Raw genomic sequence first — 17,579 nt, forward strand, 5'->3', positions numbered from 1 at the left:
TACGTCCAGTACGAGGATGATCCTCCGCCTTGCGATTGCACGCACCAGACGCCGCGGGCCCCGCCCTGCGGGCGGACGACGCTACTTTCGAAACATGCCCTAGTCGTCGGACGGGCGGGGCGCCCCGTCGTGCCAGCGGGGGTCGGTCTCCCACTCCAGGTTGCGTTCCTGCGCCGTCTCCATCGCCCGCGTCGCCTCCTCGCGGGACGCGTACGGCCCGAAGCGGTCCTTGGCCGGGCACTCCGGCCCCTCCTCGACCTTCTTGTGCTGCAGGCAGTAGTACCACTCGCCCGGCTTGCCCGCCGTGCGCTTCTTGAACAGGGCCATCGTCGGCTCCTTCCTCTCAGGCCATGCTGCCCCAGCAGGCCTGGTTAGACTCGCTGCCATGTCTGGCCAGTCGCTGCTCGTACCAGGGGAGCTCTCTCCCACCCGCTCCGTTCCCGGCACCATCCGGCGCCCCGAGTATGTCGGGAAGCCCGCGCCGACCCCGTACTCCGGGCCGGAGGTCCAGGACTCCGAGACCATCGAGCGGATGCGCATCGCGGGGCGCATCGCCGCGCAGGCGATGGAGGAAGCCGCCAAGCACATCACCCCGGGTGTGACGACGGACGAACTGGACCGTGTCGCGCACGAGTTCATGTGCGACCACGGCGCCTACCCGTCGACGCTCGGCTACCGGGGGTTCCCCAAGTCCCTGTGCGCCTCGATCAACGAGGTGATCTGCCACGGGATCCCCGACTCCACCGTCCTGCGGGACGGCGACATCGTGAACCTGGACGTCACCGCGTACATCAACGGCGTGCACGGCGACAACAACGCCACCTACCTCTGCGGCGACGTCGACGAGGAGTCCCGGCTGCTGGTCGAGCGCACCCGTGAGTCGCTGAACCGTGCGATCAAGGCGGTCAAGCCGGGTCGCCAGGTCAACGTCATCGGCCGGGTCATCGAGTCGTACGCCAAGCGCTTCGGCTACGGGGTCGTCCGCGACTTCACGGGGCACGGCATCAACTCCTCGTTCCATTCCGGGCTGATCATCCCGCACTACGACGCCGCACACGCGACCACCGTCATCCAGCCGGGGATGACCTTCACCATCGAACCGATGCTCACGCTGGGTACGCACGAGTACGACATGTGGGACGACGGCTGGACGGTCGTGACGAAGGACCGCAGGCGCACGGCGCAGTTCGAGCACACGCTGGTGGTGACGGCGACGGGGGCCGAGATTCTCACGTTGCCCTGAGCCCCGGGGTGGGTACCGTTTTACCGACAGGTCGTCGGGAACCCATTGACTTAGGCAAGCCTAAGTAGCAGGATCGGTGGTGGCAACAGCAGCCGAGCGTTCCCGTCCTCTTCGGTCCCTGGAGGCCCGCCTTGGATGCAACCGGCACGCCCTTCTCGACACTGATCCGTCTCGCCTCGCACGAGCGGCACACCACGGTGCAGATGTCGCCCTTCATGGACCACCTGATCGGCGGCCGGCTGGGCGTCGCGGCGTACGCCCGCTACACCGAGGAGCTGTGGTTCGTGTACCGGGCGCTGGAGGACGCGGCCGGGTCGCTGGGCGACGACCCGGTCGCCGGTCCGTTCATCAGGCCCGAGCTGATGCGCACCGCGGAGCTGGAGCGCGACCTCGTGCACCTGCGGGGCGCGGGCAGCAGCCCGGAGGATCTCGTGCCACTGCCGGCCACCGCCGCGTACGCCGCGCGGATAGAGGAGTGCGCGCGGACCTGGCCCGCCGGGTATGTGGCGCACCACTACACCCGCTATCTCGGCGACCTGTCCGGCGGCCAGGTGCTGCGCGACATGGCGGAGAAGACCTGGGGCTTCGACCGCAAGGGCGACGGCGTCCGGTTCTACGTCTTCGAGCAGATCTCCAACCCGGCCGCTTTCAAGAGGACTTACCGCGAGCTGCTGGACAAGGTGGACGCCGACGACCTGGAGAAGCAGCGCATGGTCGAGGAGTGCCGGCTCGCCTTCGACCACAACGTCGCCATACTGCGGGCGCTCGAGAGGGAGTTCCCGCTCAGCGCGTGAGGCCGGGCCCGGTCACGGCGTGGGGCAGCCGGGTCCTCTCGCCGCGCGGGAGAGTCATCCGCGGGGCCGAGGACGCGGCTGCGGCAGCGCCGAGATCGCGCCCACCCGCAAGAGCGGGCGAGACCGCGGGCGCCGCGAGCCGTACGCGACCGCCGATCTCGACGATGCCGTCAGGACCGGGGGCGGTCAGAATCTGCGACCCCCGACCTTGGGCGATGTTCAGGGCGCGGCCCAGCCGGTCGGTCAGCAGCAGCGCCGCCGCGCCGGTCGCCTCGTCCTCCACGATGCCGTCCCCGCGCCGCGGAAACGCCCTGGCCCGCACCCTGCCCGCCGCCTCGTCCTGCCATGCCCAGGCGTACAGCCACCCCTCACCGGGCGGCGGCGCGGGCAGCGCGTCGACCTCCTCCGGTGACGCGTACTGCTCGAGCCGCCGCTGCGCCGTCCATTCGGCGCGGGCGGTGATCCAGGTGAACTCGCCGTCGTGACGCGCCCACACCTCCCCGGCGGGCGGGTTGACCGCCTCGAGGTCCAGCAGCCAGGCGGTGCCGACGAGGGGGTGTCCGGCGAAGGGCAGCCGCACCGAGGGGGTGTAGATGTCGACGACGCCACGCTCCGGGTCGTCGACGAACACCGTCTCGCTGTAGCCGAGTTCGGCGGCGAGCGCCTGCCGGGACTCCCGGTCCGGGTAACGCAGGGGGTCGCGTACGACACCGAGGGCGTTGCCGTGCCGCCCGTCGCCGCCGCAGAAGACGTTCAGGACGTCGAGTACGCCGCGTACGCCAAGCGCGTCGAGTTCGTTCACACAGGCATTCAAGCATCCCGGTCCGACAACGGGCGGGCTCCCGGCGGCGGACCGGGACGGCCACGGCAGTGCCGGAACACCGCCCGCCTGCCGGAACGACCGTTGGGCCGCGGTCGCACGCAGTCGCGAGATCACGGGTGTGGGCGCTGTATCCGGTCCCCGCGCTCGGCCTGTTGCGGGCCCCGGTAGGGTTCGGACGGTCCATGGGGGTCGAGGAGCAGAAGGCAACCGATGAGAAGGCTGGGTCGGGCGGCGACGGGGCTCGCGGCGACGGCGGTGCTGTCCCTGACGGCGAGCGCGTGCGTGACGGTGCACGGGGAGCGGGAAGTTGTCCCGGCGGCGACGCAGGACGAGGCCGCGAAGGCACTCGCGGCGTTCACGAACGCCTACAACAAGGCCGACAAGGCCTACGATCCCGCGCTCGACGCGGCCCATGTCACCGGGGCCCTGGGGGCGATCAACCAGGCCGGCCTCAAGGCCCGCCAGGTCAACTTCCCGAACGGCAACCCCAGGCATGTGCCGCTGGAACTGACGGACGCGAAGTTCACGATCCCCAAGAAGGCGGGCTGGCCGCGCTGGTTCGTGGCGGACACCGACTCCAACCGCGACCAGGACGCCGGTACCGGGGACAACCGCTGGGTGCTCGTCTTCGTGCGCAACGGCGTCAAGGAGGGGTGGCAGGCCGCGTACCTGAACATCCTGACTCCCCGCCAGATACCGGCCTTCAAGACGGACAAGGACGGATACGCCGAGCCGGTCGCCCCGGACAGCGCGGCGCTGGCGGTCGCCCCCCGGAACCTGAGCGAGGAATACGCCTCGTACCTCCAGAACGGCAAGCCGGAGCACTTCAAGGACGGTCCGCACACCTCCGTGCGGCGCGACAACCGCAAGAAGAGCGCGAACGTGCGCGGCATGACGACCCAGTACATCGACCAGCCCCTGGACACGGGCGACTACGCACCGCTGGGCCTGGCCACGCGGGACGGCGGGGCGTTCGTCTTCTTCTCGATGCGCCACTTCGAGCGCCAGACGGCCGCGAAGGGTGTCCGGCTGAAGGTCGTACCGGACGTCAAGGCGCTGCTGACCGGCGAGGTGAAGTCCACGATCACCAAGGAGCGGGTCTCCAACCAGGCGGTGATCGTCCCCCAGGGCGGCGGTGAGGCCGGCCCCGTGGTGGAGGTACTGAGCCGTCTGACGGGGATGACCGCGGCGAAGGGGTCGTAGCCGTCCGGAGGCGTGACCGCCCGGGAGCCGCGACCGCCCGGGCGGTGCGTCAGCGGCCCGGGGACCGTAACCGCCCGGGAGCCGTGAACGCCCGGAGGCGCAACGGCGCGGGGACCGCGACCGCCCGGGCGGTGCGTCAGCGGCCGAGTGGCCACGCCGCGGCGTGGTGGTCCACGTGCTCGTTCTCGCCCGCGTACCGCGCGCACGCGTCCGTCAGCGTCTCCAGCAGCGTCAGCGGGTCCGGCAGCGGATGCTCGAGGCCGCGGATCCAGGCGACGTCCAGGTCGCCGTCACCGGGGAGGCGGGCGGGGGGCACGAGGACATAGCTGCCGCGGCAGTGCCAGCGCAGGCCGGGATGCTCGTCCATCGTCTCCGGGTGGCAGTCCAGTGCACAGGGCCACCACTCGTCCTCGTCCTCGGGCGTGCCGCGGGTGGCGGTGAAGAAGAGCATCCGGTCCTCGCCGGACTCGGCGACCGGGCCGACGTCGATGCCCCGCTCGAGCAGCCGGGCGAGCGCCTTGCGCCCGGCCTCCAGGGGTACGTCGAGCACGTCGTGGACCATGCCGGTGGCGGTGATGAAGTTCGCCTCCGGCTGGCCCTGTGCCCAGCGCTGGATCTGCGCCTTGTCCGTGGTGGACTGCGTCTGCCAGGCGAAGGAGATGGGGTGGGTGGCCGGCGTCGGACAGCCGATGCGCTCACAGGAGCAGCGGTAGCCGAGCGGGTGTGCGGCGGGCGCGAGCGGCAGTCCCGCGTCGGCGGCGGCCAGGAGCAGGGTCTCGCGCTGCGAGTCGTCCGCACCGCTGTCCCGATTGCGGCGGCGCAGCCACTGCGCCAGCCTGCTCTCCTTGGAAGGCCTGCCCTCCGTGCCGCGGAAGCGGCCGATACCGTCGCCCATCTATCCCCTCACACTTCACGCTCGCCCCACGCGGACACCCCATGGTCCCACCATCCTGCTCCCCGGGTGGCCACAGTCCCCAACCGGGGTGGCACCCGATGTCCTCCCGGCCGCCCGGCAGCAGCCCGGCCGCGCCGGGGCAGGGGCGTGCTCAGTCGCGCGGGGCGAGGCCGTTCACGGCGTAGTCCACGACCTTGTCCGCGTACTCGTGGGTGAGCGGCAGGGTGCGCAGCAGCCAGCGGTGCGCGAGCGGTCCGGTGAACAGCTCGAGGGCGACGCGCAGGTCGATCGCGGCCCGCACCTGCCCGGCCTCCTGGGCGGCGCGCAACCGCGTGACGTACAGCTGGAGCTGGGGCTCGAGAAGCCTTTCGACGAACTGGGCACCGGCATCGGCGTTGGCCACGCCTTCGGCGGCGAGCGCGCGGGCGGGGGCGTCGTAGACGGGGGTGTTCATCTCGTCGACGGTGGCGCGCAGGACCGCGCGGAGGTCGGCCTCGAGGTCGCCGGTGTCGGGGAGCGCGTACCCGTCGGGGCCGGCGGCCTCGGCCGCCTGCTCCGCCATGTCGAGGAAGGCCTCCAGCAGGACGGCGCCTTTGGAGGGCCACCAGCGGTAGATGGTCTGCTTGCCCACGCCGGCGCGGGCGGCGATGCCCTCGATGGTCGTCTTCGCGTAGCCGATCTCGCCGACGAGGGCGAGGGCGGCGTCGTAGATCGCGCGGCGGGAACGTTCACTGCGTCGGGTCGGGAGGAGTCGGGTGCCTTCGTCTCGGACATGGCGGCAATCCACCACCAACGAGACGCAACGTCTCGCCTGCCGGTCGGCTGCCCGGCCCCCGGGGGATCCGGTCGCAGCGTCAGTCCGTCGGCCAGGCGTCGCCCCACGCCGCGTCGCGGGCCTCCTTGTAGAGCGCCCCGTGCCGCTTGGTCACCGTGTCCCGGCGCAGTCCCTCCCTCTCGGTGCAGAGGTCGAGCAGCACCAGGCCCTTGCGGATCTGGGGCTTACGGATCACCCGGGCGCCGGCCGGTTCCACCGGGAAGCGGGTCGCGGCGACGTAGCTGAACTTCTCGTCCTCGTAGGGCAGCGAGCCGCCCTTGATCTGCCGGTGCAGGGAGGAACGGGAGACGCGGGCGGCGAAGTGGCACCAGTCGGAGCCGGGCTCGATGGGGCATGCGGCGCTGTGGGGGCAGGGCGCGGCGATGCGCAGCCCGGCGGCGATCAGAGCGTCGCGGGCCTCGATGATCCGCTGGTAACCGTCCGGGGTGCCGGGCTCGACGATGACAACGGCCCGGGCGGCGCGGGCGGCCTCGGTGACGACCGCGGCGCGGTCGGCGGGGGTGAGCTCCTTGAGGACGTACGAGACGGTCACGAGATCAGTGCTCTCGATGCGGAGCGCCGAGCTGATACGTGAGCGCTGCCAGGTGGCGGCGTTCAGGGAGGGCACGTGGGAGGCGACGGCCAGTTCCCGGCCGAGCGCGAGCGCGGGCTCGGCCCAGTCCAGCACCGTCGTGCTCGGCGCCGCCTCCCCCCACGCGTCGGCGACCGCCCAGCTCGCCGCACCCGTACCGCCGCCGATGTCGGTGTGCGTGCCGGGTGTCCACTCGGGTGCGGCCGCCCGCAGCCCCGCGAGCGCCGCCCGTACCGCCTCGAACGTCGCCGGCATGCGATACGCGGCGTACGCGGCGACGTCCGACCGGTCCCGCAGCACGGGGGCGTCGGTCGGCGTGGTGCCCCGGTAGTTGGCGATCAGCCGCTCGACGGCCTGTGCGGCCTGCGTGGGCGGCAGCCCGTCCAGCAGCCCGGCGAGGGCGCTGCGCAGGGTCTCGGCGGTGGGGGCGGCGACGGCGTTCACCGGGAGAGTCTACGCGGGGCCACTCCCCCGCCGCTTCAGACCGCCTCCGGCCTCTCACGCCACGGCCTGCACAGGAGCACGAAGCACGCCACCGCCCCCGTCGCACACGCCATCTGGACCACGGCCATCGGCACCGCCGTCCCTTCACCCGCGATCCCCACCAGCGGCGACGCGATCGCGCCGATCAGGAACGACGACGTGCCGATCAGTGCCGACGCGGACCCCGCCGCGTGCGGCGTGCGCAGCAGCGCCAGGGCGTTCGTGTTGGGCATCACAAGCCCCATCGCCGACATCAGCACGAACAGACCCGCCGCCACCGGGAACAGGCCCACCTCTCCGAAGACGCCGGACGTCAGCAGCAGCAGCGCCGTCGCCGCGAGGACGATCACCGCCAGGCCGAAGCCGAGCGCCTTGTCGAGGCTGACCCGGCCGACGAGCAGTTTGCCGTTGATCTGGCCGACGGCGATCAGGCCGACCGAGTTGAGCCCGAAGAGCAGACTGAAGGTCTGTGGCGAGGCCCCGTAGATCTCCTGCACCACGAACGGCGACGCCGAGATGTATGCGAACAGCGCGGCGAAGGCGAGCCCGCCGGTGAGCACATAGCCGGTGAAGACCCGGTCGGCCAGCAGTCCGCGCATGGTGCGCAGCGCCTCGACGACACCGCCGCTGTGTCGCTTCTCCACGGGCAGGGTCTCGTCGAGCCACTTCACCGCCACGAGCGTGAGCAGGACACCGACGCCGGTGAGCACGATGAAGATGCCGCGCCAGTCGGTGATCCGCAGCACCTGGCCGCCGATGAGCGGGGCGATGATGGGCGCGGCGCCGGAGATCAGCATCAGGGTGGAGAAGAACCGGGCCATCTCCACGCCGTCGTAGAGATCGCGCACCACGGCGCGGGCGATGACGATGCCGGCCGCTCCGGCGAGACCCTGCAGCAGGCGGAAGCCGATGAGCATTTCGGCGGTCGGGGCGAAGGCGCAGATCGCGGTGGCGACGACGTACACGAGCATGCCGGCGAGCAGCGGCCGGCGGCGGCCCCACTTGTCGCTCATCGGGCCGACGACGAGCTGTCCGAGGGCCATACCGGCGAGGCATGCGGTGAGGGTGAGCTGGACGGTCGCGGCGGGTGCGTGCAGCGAGTCGGTGACGGCGGGCAGCGCCGGGAGGTACATGTCCATGGACAGCGGGGGCAGCGCGGTGAGGCCGCCGAGGACCATGGTGACGACGAGTCCGGCCCGGCGGGCGGCAGCGACTCCCACCGCCACGGGAGCGGCGGGGGCCGAAGGCGCAGCAGGCGCGGGAGGGGGCGAGGGGTCGGATGCCGGTCCGGTGTCGGGTATGTGTCCTTGTGTGGTCTGGCCGCTCTCCGGCATCAACAGCTCCTCGTCCTCTTGTCGCACCAATGCTCTCAGCTCATCCGGACCGATCGAGACCTTTCCGGCCCGAACGCGTGAACCGTGAACAGGTGAGGGCGGGCGATGAGCAGCAGGCGGGACACGGACGCCCGACGCGGTCCCGCACCGCGTCGCGCGTCCGCCACCCGAGCGAACGCCGCCCGAGCGGGGGTCACACCTGACGACCGGTCGCACCTGTTCGAGACCGGGGTTGCCCGCCTCGGTCACGAACGAGACCGTCGTGGAGATGGGCGCGCCCGGTGTCGTGACGGCCCCGACCGTGCGGAGGTCGGCGCGCGCCTGCTGCTCGCCGAGGGTGTGCCGTGCGGCCCTCCCCTGACGGCTGTTGTCAGTCGCATTGGAGTCGGAGCCGACGAATCCACGCTGTCAAGGACACGACATCCGTATGGCGGTCGGGTGAGATCCGTGCAGGTCACATACGCGTACGCTGCGGGCCATGAACGCTGCACGAAGGGTTGCTGTGGTGACGGGTGCCGGCTCCGGCATCGGCCGGAGCGTGGCACTGGAACTGACGCGAAGCGGGCAGGACACCGGCACCGGTTCGCGCATTGGTCCGAAATGGGCCGTGGTACTCGCCGGACGGCGCAGTGCGACGCTCGAGGAGACCGCGGCGGCGGCCGGTCCGGACGCCGACTTGCTGTGCGTGCCGACGGACGTGACGGACCCTGAGGCGGTGACCGCGCTGTTCACGGCGGCCCGCGAGCACTACGGCCGCGTGGACCTGCTCTTCAACAACGCGGGCACGTTCGGCCCCGGCGGCATCCCCTTCGAGGACCTGCCGCACTCGGCGTGGCGCAAGGTGGTCGACACCAACCTGACGGGCGCCTTCCTGTGCGCGCAGGCGGCGTTCCGCCAGATGAAGGACCAGAGTCCGCAGGGCGGCCGGATCATCAACAACGGCTCGGTCTCGGCGCACACCCCGCGCCCCGACTCGGCGCCGTACACCGCGACCAAGCACGCGCTGACAGGCCTGACCAAGTCGCTGTCGCTGGACGGCCGGCCGTACTCGATCGCCTGCGGCCAGATCGACATCGGCAACGCGGCCACGGACATGACGGTGGCCATGCAGGCGGGCGTCCTCCAGGCGAACGGCGAACTGGCGCCGGAGCCGGTGATGGACGCGGACGACGTGGCGCGGACCGTACGCCACATGGCGGAGCTGCCGCTGGAGGCGAACGTGCAGTTCGCGACGGTGCTGGCGACGAACATGCCGTTCATCGGGCGGGGCTGAGCGGGCGGCGGGCAATGCCGGGCTCGCTCCGGGTCCGTACCTCCTCGGGCAGCTTCCTCGGGCACTTCCTCAGGCACTTCCTCAGGCACTTCCTCAGGCACTTCCTCGGGCGGAGGCGAGGCGCCCCTTGTCAGGCGCGGCCTCGGAGCCCTGGGCCTCGGGAGCGGGTTCCTCGAAGGCGGTCGGGAGGCTCTCCTGCTCCGGGGCTGCGGCCTGGGCGGCGGCGTGTGCGGCCTGTGCCGCCTGTGCCGCCTGCGCCACCTGGGGCGGCGTGGCCTTTTCGAGGAAGCGCAGCAGCTCGACGGGGAAGGGCAGGACCAGAGTCGAGTTCTTCTCGGCGGCGACGGCCACCACGGTCTGCAGCAGCCGCAGTTGCAGCGCCGCGGGCTGATCGGCCATCACACCGGCCGCCTCCGCCAGCTTCTTGGACGCCTGCAGCTCCGCGTCGGCGTTGATGACGCGGGCCCGGCGCTCACGGTCCGCCTCCGCCTGCCGGGCCATCGACCGCTTCATCGTCTCCGGCAGGGAGACGTCCTTGATCTCGACGCGGTCGATGGTGACGCCCCACTCGACGGCGGGGCTGTCCATCATCAGCTCCAGGCCCTCGTTGAGCTTCTCGCGGTTGGAGAGCAGATCGTCCAGCTCGCTCTTGCCGAGAATCGAGCGCAGCGAGGTCTGCGCCATCTGGGAGACGGCGAAGCGGTAGTCCTCGACGCGGATGATCGCGTCTGCCGGGTCGACGACCTTGAAGTAGATGACGGCGTCCACGCGGACCGTGACGTTGTCCCGGGTGATGCCGTCCTGCGCGGGCACCGGCATGGTCACGATCTGCATGTTGACCTTGTGCATGCGGTCGACGCCCGGGATCACCATGGTGAATCCGGGGTTGCGGATCTGGCCGTGCAGCCGGCCGAAGCGCAGGACCACGCCTCGCTCGTACTGCTTGACCACTCGCGCGGCACTGACCACGTATATGGCTGCGGCTGAGCCCACCAGGGCCAGCGTTGCCAGCAGTTCCTGGATCATGACGGCCGCCTTCCCCTGGAATGGACGCCCCGTAGACCGTATGCCCACTTTTGCCATCCCTTGACCCTCCGGGAGGCGAGTCTCTGCCGCCGGCGCTCCGGTCCCGGCGCGCCACGAGGCGAGATGCCGCACACTCCTGTATAAGGCCTGAGGCAGCCCGCGGAACCACGGTGAGGATTCAGCGTGCTCGATGTGCCGTTCTGGCTCTGGGGGGCATTCGCCGCGACCGTGGTGCTGTCGCTGGCGGTGGACCTGCTGGCCCACCGCGGCGCCCATGTCATCGGATTCAGGGAAGCGGCACTCTGGAGCGGACTGTGGGTCGGCCTCGCGATCGTCTTCGCCGTCGTCGTGTTTCTCGTCCTCGGCCCGACGGCGGGCACGGAATACACCACCGCGTGGCTTCTCGAGAAAAGCCTGTCGGTCGACAACCTCTTCGTCTTCGCGCTGATCTTCGCGTACTTCAAAGTGCCGCGGGAGTATCAGCACCGCGTGCTGTTCCTCGGCGTCATCGGCGCGCTGCTCTTCCGCGGGATCTTCCTGTCCCTCGGGGTGGCGGTGGTCAGTCGCTTCACCGCCGTACTGTTCGCCTTCGCGGCGGCCCTCTTCTACAGCAGCTACAAGATCCTCAACGAACAGGACGAGAAATTCGATCCGGGACGGAGCTTCGCCGTACGCCTGCTGCGCAAGATCATGCCGGTGAGCGAGGAGTACGCGGGCGCGAAGTTCTTCGTCAAGGAGGCGGGCAAACGCATGGCCACGCCGCTCCTCGCGGTGGTCGCCGCGATCGAGGCGGCCGATCTGCTCTTCGCCGTGGACAGTGTGCCGGCCGTGCTCGCGGTCAGCGACGACGCGTTCATCGTCTACACCAGCAACGCTTTCGCCATTCTCGGCCTGCGGGCGCTGTTTTTCCTGCTCGCGGGGCTGCTCCACCGGTTCCACTATCTGAACAAGGGCCTTGCGATCATCCTGTCGTTCATCGCCGCGAAACTCATCCTCCAGGCGTCGCACAAAATGATCAGCACCGGCATCCCGGAAATCCCCTCGCCGATCAGCCTCGGGGTGATCGGCGTGGTCCTGACCGTCTCCATAGTGATGAGCATGCGACGACCCGCCAGTCCCGAACGCGACGCCGAGCCCGCCCACGGCGAACGGCCCGAGGGCAAAGAAGAATGAAGAGACCACTGCCCGACTCGCCGGTAAGGATTTATCGTAAAGAAATGGTCAAAGTGATGCGTCAGGGCGGTACGCAGGCGTCGCACAAATGCCCCGTCTGCAAGCAGCCCGTTACGGCGACGATCAAGAAGCGCAAGTCTCTCGGGGTTTTCGTTCCCGTATGGGTCCCGGACCCGTGCGGAAATCCCCGCTGCTCCGCCCACACTTCGAAGCCGCAGTCGCAGAAGCCGGAGCATCAGCACCAGTAGGCCGACTGAACACGGCACCGACCGGGGCCGGCGGTCGGGAGGGAAGCGGCAGACGAGTCGGGCTGTACGCCGGAGAGACCGCGGCGCTATGACCTGCCCGAACGTGCGGGGAGGCCGATTCCGTGGCTTATGGCCACGCAGGCCGACACCCCCGCCCGGGAGCGGTCCGGACGGAGGCTTCGTCGTCCTCGGAGTTCAGACGGTCTGCTCGATGTGCTCGAAGAAGTCCGAGTCCGTCTCCTGCTGCCAGGCCGGAAGGCCGGCCCAGTCGGCGCGTATCCGGGCTCCGGGACTGGCCTGGTCAGCTACTTCTTGCGGTTGGTGGCCTGGTCAGCCTGCTCCGGGATCACCGTCTTGATGTTCCGTCTGCGCAGGTGAGCGCGGTTGGCGCGGGAGGACTACGCCCCGGAACCTCCGGATCACGCCCTCGAACTGCTCCCGCGGAGGCTCCGGATACGGGCCGGACGTGCCTATCGGCAGGAACGGCTCGATCAACTCCCACTCACTGTCTGTGAGTTCCCTGCGAGCCATCCCGGACCTCTGCCAGCTGCCCTGTGTCACTGAATTCTCGGGCGTGTGTCACCGAGGTCTCAGTGGTGGACCCTCGGCTCCGGGTCGGGGGCTCAGGTCAGGAGCAGGCCGCCCCCGATCAGCAGGGCGGTACCGGCCAGGGCCGCGACGACCAGGACGGTGCGCTTGCTTGCACCGCGGAGGCGGAGCGCGAGGGCCAGCGGGCCGATCGGAGGAGTCTTGTTGTCCATGTCTGTCTCCCTGATGATCTGGGTGATCTCGGCTTGAGTGACTTCGGCTGTTCAGGGGGCGTCTTGTCGCAGGGCATCCCGCAGTCGCAGTAGTTCGCGTCGGCGGCGCCGCGCCCGTACCAGGGTGAGCATCGCGGCGGCGGTGAAGACGACCCCGCCCGCGGCGGTGGCCACCAGGTCGGCGGTGCTGCCGCGGACTGCAGCCAGCGCCACCCCGGCCAGGGCGGTCACCACGGTCGCCGCCAGTGCGATCCGGGCGGACAGTACCCGGTCCCGGGCGAACAGCGGCCGACGCCTGCTCAGCACCCACCCGGCAAGGACGGCCCAGGCCAGGCCGATGGCGATCAGTCCGGCAAAGGCGGCCTGGGTACGCGTCGGCAGAGCATCCGGCTCGGTGGCCCACAGCACCGCGATCACGGCCGCGCCGCATCCCCCGGCCAGGCCCACTGCCACGTGGCGCAGCCGGGACCGCAGCGACACCTCCGTGGCCAGCGCGCGCTCCAGTTGCTCGGGCACGGCCCGCTGCGCTGCGCGGTTCTGCTCGCTCATGCCTCGTATCCCTTCTCGGCAAGGTGGTTGCGCAGCATGCGCCGAGCGCGATGCAGCCTGCTCTTGACCGTGCCGGCCGGTACGCCGAGCACCTCCGCGCAGGACGCCAGTGGCAGGTCCTCCAAGTGGAAAAGGATCAGCACCTCGCGCTCCAAGGGCGGCAGAGCGGTAAGACCTGCCTCGAACTGCATCATGGTGAGCACGCTGCCGAGTTCGTCGTCGGCGACTGCAGTGGCGGCTTCCTCCATGGCCGTCTCCGGAGCCTTGTACGTCTGTCGCAGATGGTCGGTGACCGTGCGCCGGGCGATGGTGAACAGCCAGGGGGCGAACCGCTCCGGCTGCCGCAGCCGCGGCAGACCGCGCACCACAGCGACCCACGCCTCCTGAGCAAGATCGTCCGCGAGGTGCGGAGAGCTGACCATGCCCCGGACATAGCGCCACAGCCGGGGGTGCCACATGGCCACCAGTTCGCGGAACGCCTCCCGCTCCCCAAGCTGGCAGCGCACCACCAACAACCCGTCGCCGCCCACCACGCCTCCCTGCGCTGCACCGTCCGTCACACAGAGAGTCGGCATTCCGGGCGGAAAGGTTCACGGATTCCCGAGCATCTTGATGAGCGGCGTGCGCATCAAGTGGTGACGGAGCAGTTGGGGCGGGCGCAACACCTGGCGTCCGTCTGAAGCGGCCTTGGCTGCTTTTCCGACTCAGCCGTCGCACTGAAAGCGCGCCGCCTCACCGAGCACCGAGCGGGCACTCTCGAAGTCGGCCAAGCGGGCCGCCACCGTGGCCACGGCGAGGCGTTCCGGGAGGGCGGCGGAGAACTTCAGGCCGCGTACGGCCCGGCGGTCCACGTCAGGCAGGACGAGGTGCTCGCCGACGCTCTCACGGGCCTCACGCCAGGCGGCCGGGGTGAGGTCCTCGCGCAGGCGCAGCCAACTGTCGGTGGGGCGTTGCAGAGGGTCGGTGACCGACTGGAGGGTGGTTGCCAGGGTGGCATTGGCCCGGTAACCGGCCCAGGTCCACCAACGGACGTCGGAGCCGGCACGCGTGATCAACGTGCCGCCCGGGTGGACGGTGTCGGGTGCGTCGGTTTCGCGCTGCTCGGCCAGGCACGCCTCCGCCCGCCGGGTGAGGGAGACGGGCGGGTCCGTGCCGAGCAGCACCTCGCGCATGGCACGCGTCAGGGCGTACGACAGTCCGGCGACGCCGCCGTTCATCCATTTGGCGATTCCGCCGCCGTCGGCAGGCTCGACGAAGACGCGTTTGCGCAGCCAGTCGATGTACGTGACCTGCCAGCTACGTCCACCGAGCAGCAACCGCCTGGGACCAGGGCGTTCCTCCGTGAGCACGCTCGGGTCGGTGCGGCCGATCTCCGTGCGTCCGGACAGGACGGTGAACTGCGGAGGCGCCGTGAAGGAGGCGGTGAGTTCGATGAAGTGCCGTTTGCCGAAGCGGCGTTCCGCCTCGGGGCCGACGAACAGCATCCCGCCGTCACTGTCGAGGAAGCCCTCCTCGGTGAGGAAGCGCAGGATGGGGGCAGCCGACTTGTCGAAGGGGGCCAGGCCGTTCCACTGCCGGTCCCACAACTGGTCGCCGAGCTTGTGCTGTTGCAGGGTGACGGCAAGCAATTGCTGCGCCACCAGGTGACGCGGTTCCGGCGGGGGGACGACGGGTTCCACCCAGCCCCGCGACCACAGCAGCAACAGGCCCGCCGTCTGCAGCAGTGTGGCCTTGGAGGTGGCGAGGAACAGACAGTTCCGCACCGTGCCGGAACGTCGGCCGGTTCGGCCGATGCGCTGCAGGAACGAGGCGACGGAGGCCGGTGAGTCTATCTGGATGACGCGGTCCAGGTCACCGACGTCAATGCCGAGCTCAAGGGTTGACGTGGAGACGATGACACAGTCGCGGGCCTCGGCGAACGCCTGCTCGGAGCGGGTGCGTTCATCGACGGAGAGTGAGGCGTGGGACAGGAAGACGGTCACCTCGCGCGCGCGGAGCGCCGCGCCCAGCTCCTCGACCTGGCGGCGCGAGTCGCAGAAGACGAGCCGCTTCTCTCCCCTGTGCAGCGCCGCGATGAGTTTGGCCGCGTTGTCGAGTGAACCGACGTAGTCGAGTTCCACTTCGCCCGCAGGCCTGCCGGCCGGCCCGGGGCTCGCTTTGTCGCCGCGCCCGCTGCCGTCGGTGGCCGGCAGGTGCACGCCGGGGGCGACCACCTGGCCGGTGCGGCTGCCGACGCCCGCGCCTTGCAGCCAGTGCAGCAACTGGGCCGGGTTGCCGACGGTCGCCGAGAGCGCGACGCGCTGGATGGGCCGTCGGGTGACCCGCTCCAACCGTTCGAGCACGGCGAGCAGGTGCCATCCCCGGTCGTCCCCTGCGAAGGCGTGCACTTCGTCGATGACGACGGCCCGGACGCTTCCCAACAGGCGGGCGTGGTCGGTCTTGACGCCGATCAGCATCGCTTCGAGCGACTCGGGCGTGGTCAGCAGGATGTCCGGCGCCTCGGCACGGAGGCGCTGCCGCGTCGATTCCTTGGTGTCGCCGTGCCAGAGCGCGGCCTGTCGCCCCAGCCACTGTGCGTAGGCGTCGACGCGGCCGACCAGATTGTTGAGGAGTGCCTTGAGCGGGCACAGGTACAGCACGGATGTGCCGGTCCACTTCTGCTCGGTCATCGCCGACAGCAGGGGAAAGCAGGCCGCCTCGGTCTTGCCCCCCGCCGTCGGAGCCAGCAGTACGGCGTCCTGTCCCTCCATGAGCGGCGTGATCGCCGCCCGTTGCAGGGGGCGCAGATCGGGCCAGCCGAGGGTGTTGACGATGTGGTGCAGGACGACGGGGTCGAGTCGGTCCAGTACGTCGGCGTCCTCGTCACCCTGGTCTTTCCCGGCCGGGAGTCCCGCGTCCGCCATCACAGCTCCAGGTCGATGTCATCGGCCGACGCTGAGTCTCCGGAGACCGTGGCGGCCAGGTTCCGCTCGACATCCGTGAGTTCGCTGCCGGCGACGGTGAGCCGGTAGTGCCGACGGGGGTCGAAGTCGTCGAACTGGTCCACGCGGTCGAGCACGTCCCCGACGAGTTTCTTCAGGAACAGCCGGGGAGCCACCCCGACCTTCCCGCCCAGCGCCCCGCCGACGGCCACCGCGAGGTCGGCGACATACGCGTCGTCGACGACCTTCCGCACGCGCTCGGGCACTTCCGCGGCATCGGCGTACAGGTCACGGATGGTGACGCCGAGGCCGACCAACGACTCCTGGCTGAAGCCGGGAAGCCTGATCTGCACGGCGCGAGGATTGTCGAAGCGCGGGTCGGTCGTGAAGTCGGTGGCCAGCCGCTGAGCGAGCGGGGCCAGACGCTGCACGCCCTGCTGACCTTCGTAGAAGGCCGGGGTGCCCGTGATGACCAGATACAGGCCGGGAAAGCGGCCCGAGTGCACCTCGTCGATGAGCTGCCGCAGCGCGTTGAGTGCCTTGTCACGGGCGTCCGACCGGACCCGCTGCAGCGTCTCCACCTCGTCGAGGACGACGAACAGCCCGGTGTGCCCGGAGTCGCGCAGCACGGTGAGGAGCCCCTGCAGGAAACCGAGCGCACCGAAGTGGTCGAGGTCGCCCCGTACCCCGGCGGACCGGCGGGCGGAGGCCGCGACGTGCGGCTGGCCGCCGAGCCACGCCAGGACGGCCGCAGCGGTCGCCTCGTCGCCGTCCGCGAGGGCCGCCCGGTAGCCGCGCAGAGCCGTGGCGAACGACGGGGCGTGCCGGGAGACCTCGGCGAGCCGCGCGGCGAGCAGCTTCTCGACCTCGCCCGGAAGCTCGTCCTCGGTCGCCCCGGCCGCGAGAGCGTCCTCCTCCAGTGCGTAGAACCAGGCGTCGACCACGGGCCGCAGCGCGCTGGGCGGGAAACTGGAGGTGGTGAGCCGTTCGGTGAGCCGCCGGTAGACCGTCTCCAGCCGGTGCAGCGGGGTCTCGTTCTCCGAGACCTGGATCTCGGCCACAGCGAAGTTACGGCGCTTGGCCCGCTCCCCCAGCCAGCGGGTGAAGAAGGTCTTGCCGGACCCGTACTCGCCCCGCACGGCCTTGAACACGGAGCCGCCGGACGCCACGGCGTCCAGTTCCGCGTCCAGGGCCGCCTCGAACCGGTCGAGTCCGGTGGCCAGCAGGTCGAGTCCGCTGTCGGGTACGGCACCGCGCCGCAGCGCGTCGATGACGGTACGGCGGCGGGCGGCGCTCACCTGTGCGGGGCGCTGGGATCCGGTGGTGCTCACAGGAAGCAGTCTTCCATTTCCCCGGGGACGCCCGTACGGGGACCGGAGGGCGGCCGTCGGAGGGGTCGGCTTCCCGCGGCACCGTGGCGAGGCGCCCACTTCGTCGAATCGGTTGA

General features: G+C 70.5%; 17 protein-coding genes and 1 pseudogene. 5 read left to right on the forward strand and 13 right to left on the reverse strand.

The features are described from left to right. Positions 1–99: 99 nt before the first annotated feature. A complete protein-coding gene (locus tag ACZ4SA_RS29690) occupies positions 100–327 on the reverse strand; it encodes a hypothetical protein (RefSeq protein WP_468280635.1) in 228 nt (75 codons plus the stop codon). 58 nt (positions 328–385) lie between these two features. Here ACZ4SA_RS29690 and map point away from each other — a divergent pair, with 58 nt between their 5' ends. Then, positions 386–1,243 carry a type I methionyl aminopeptidase gene (gene map / locus ACZ4SA_RS29695; RefSeq protein WP_468280637.1) on the forward strand — a complete coding sequence of 286 codons (858 nt, stop codon included), beginning with the start codon at positions 386–388 and terminating at the stop codon, positions 1,241–1,243. A gap of 131 nt (positions 1,244–1,374) precedes the next feature. Beyond that, a complete protein-coding gene (locus tag ACZ4SA_RS29700) occupies positions 1,375–2,037 on the forward strand; it encodes a biliverdin-producing heme oxygenase (RefSeq protein ID WP_468280639.1) in 663 nt (220 codons plus the stop codon). On the opposite strand, the gene ACZ4SA_RS29705 is transcribed toward ACZ4SA_RS29700, so the two are convergent. Further along, on the reverse strand, positions 2,027–2,839 hold the full coding sequence (locus tag ACZ4SA_RS29705) for a PhzF family phenazine biosynthesis protein (protein WP_468280640.1): 813 nt from the start codon (positions 2,837–2,839) through the stop codon (positions 2,027–2,029). The two genes, ACZ4SA_RS29700 and ACZ4SA_RS29705, sit on opposite strands and share 11 nt — an antisense overlap. A 231-nt stretch (positions 2,840–3,070) precedes the next feature. On the opposite strand from ACZ4SA_RS29705, the gene ACZ4SA_RS29710 reads away from it, so the two are divergent. Then, positions 3,071–4,063 (forward strand): SCO2278 family lipoprotein, encoded by a 993-nt coding sequence (locus ACZ4SA_RS29710; RefSeq protein ID WP_468280642.1) that lies wholly within the window; start codon positions 3,071–3,073, stop codon positions 4,061–4,063. A 136-nt stretch (positions 4,064–4,199) separates the two neighbouring features. Here the strand turns inward: ACZ4SA_RS29710 and ACZ4SA_RS29715 are convergent, their stop codons facing one another. The 4 genes from ACZ4SA_RS29715 to ACZ4SA_RS29730 all read right to left on the reverse strand — a co-directional run bounded on the left by ACZ4SA_RS29715 (position 4,200) and on the right by ACZ4SA_RS29730 (position 8,181). After that, positions 4,200–4,958 carry a bifunctional DNA primase/polymerase gene (locus tag ACZ4SA_RS29715; RefSeq protein WP_468280644.1) on the reverse strand — a complete coding sequence of 253 codons (759 nt, stop codon included), beginning with the start codon at positions 4,956–4,958 and terminating at the stop codon, positions 4,200–4,202. A 151-nt stretch (positions 4,959–5,109) separates the two neighbouring features. Beyond that, a complete protein-coding gene (locus tag ACZ4SA_RS29720; protein ID WP_468280646.1) occupies positions 5,110–5,748 on the reverse strand; it encodes a TetR/AcrR family transcriptional regulator in 639 nt (212 codons plus the stop codon). A gap of 64 nt (positions 5,749–5,812) precedes the next feature. Further along, positions 5,813–6,808, reverse strand: a complete 996-nt coding sequence (locus tag ACZ4SA_RS29725; protein WP_468280647.1) for a small ribosomal subunit Rsm22 family protein — start codon at positions 6,806–6,808, stop codon at positions 5,813–5,815. Positions 6,809–6,843: 35 nt separating this feature from the next. Continuing rightward, a complete protein-coding gene (locus ACZ4SA_RS29730) occupies positions 6,844–8,181 on the reverse strand; it encodes a multidrug effflux MFS transporter (RefSeq protein WP_468280649.1) in 1,338 nt (445 codons plus the stop codon). Positions 8,182–8,659: 478 nt separating this feature from the next. Between ACZ4SA_RS29730 and ACZ4SA_RS29735 the strand changes: the two genes are divergently transcribed. Further along, the gene (locus ACZ4SA_RS29735) at positions 8,660–9,454 is read left to right on the forward strand and encodes an SDR family oxidoreductase (protein WP_468280651.1); all 795 of its coding nucleotides are present in this window, start codon (positions 8,660–8,662) and stop codon (positions 9,452–9,454) included. A 93-nt stretch (positions 9,455–9,547) separates the two neighbouring features. Here the strand turns inward: ACZ4SA_RS29735 and ACZ4SA_RS29740 are convergent, their stop codons facing one another. Continuing rightward, positions 9,548–10,480: a slipin family protein gene (locus ACZ4SA_RS29740; protein WP_468280653.1), complete on the reverse strand. Its 933-nt coding sequence runs from the start codon at positions 10,478–10,480 to the stop codon at positions 9,548–9,550. 183 nt (positions 10,481–10,663) lie between these two features. On the opposite strand from ACZ4SA_RS29740, the gene ACZ4SA_RS29745 reads away from it, so the two are divergent. Next, positions 10,664–11,653, forward strand: coding sequence for a TerC/Alx family metal homeostasis membrane protein (locus ACZ4SA_RS29745; protein ID WP_468280655.1), 990 nt, complete (start codon positions 10,664–10,666; stop codon positions 11,651–11,653). A 653-nt stretch (positions 11,654–12,306) separates the two neighbouring features. On the opposite strand, the pseudogene ACZ4SA_RS29750 reads toward ACZ4SA_RS29745, so the two are convergent. From ACZ4SA_RS29750 to brxD, 6 genes and pseudogenes are all read right to left on the reverse strand, one after another. Further along, positions 12,307–12,432, reverse strand: a pseudogene (locus ACZ4SA_RS29750) (IS5 family transposase); the annotation flags it as partial. Between the two features lie 92 nt (positions 12,433–12,524). Next, entirely contained in the window at positions 12,525–12,662 is a 138-nt protein-coding gene (locus ACZ4SA_RS29755; protein ID WP_468280657.1) for a hypothetical protein, read from the reverse strand. A 51-nt stretch (positions 12,663–12,713) separates the two neighbouring features. Beyond that, positions 12,714–13,211 carry a transmembrane transport protein gene (locus ACZ4SA_RS29760; RefSeq protein WP_468280659.1) on the reverse strand — a complete coding sequence of 166 codons (498 nt, stop codon included), beginning with the start codon at positions 13,209–13,211 and terminating at the stop codon, positions 12,714–12,716. Next, the gene (locus tag ACZ4SA_RS29765) at positions 13,208–13,771 is read right to left on the reverse strand and encodes an RNA polymerase sigma factor (RefSeq protein WP_468280660.1); all 564 of its coding nucleotides are present in this window, start codon (positions 13,769–13,771) and stop codon (positions 13,208–13,210) included. The genes ACZ4SA_RS29760 and ACZ4SA_RS29765 overlap by 4 nt, the downstream gene beginning before the upstream one ends. Before the next feature lie 144 nt (positions 13,772–13,915). Continuing rightward, positions 13,916–16,114 (reverse strand): DEAD/DEAH box helicase, encoded by a 2,199-nt coding sequence (locus tag ACZ4SA_RS29770; RefSeq protein ID WP_468280662.1) that lies wholly within the window; start codon positions 16,112–16,114, stop codon positions 13,916–13,918. Beyond that, positions 16,114–17,463, reverse strand: a complete 1,350-nt coding sequence (gene brxD, locus ACZ4SA_RS29775) for a BREX system ATP-binding protein BrxD (protein ID WP_468280664.1) — start codon at positions 17,461–17,463, stop codon at positions 16,114–16,116. The genes ACZ4SA_RS29770 and brxD overlap by 1 nt, the downstream gene beginning before the upstream one ends. Between the last annotated feature and the right edge of the window lie 116 nt (positions 17,464–17,579).

It is taken from the genome of Streptomyces sp. NPDC027962 (assembly GCF_055566095.1).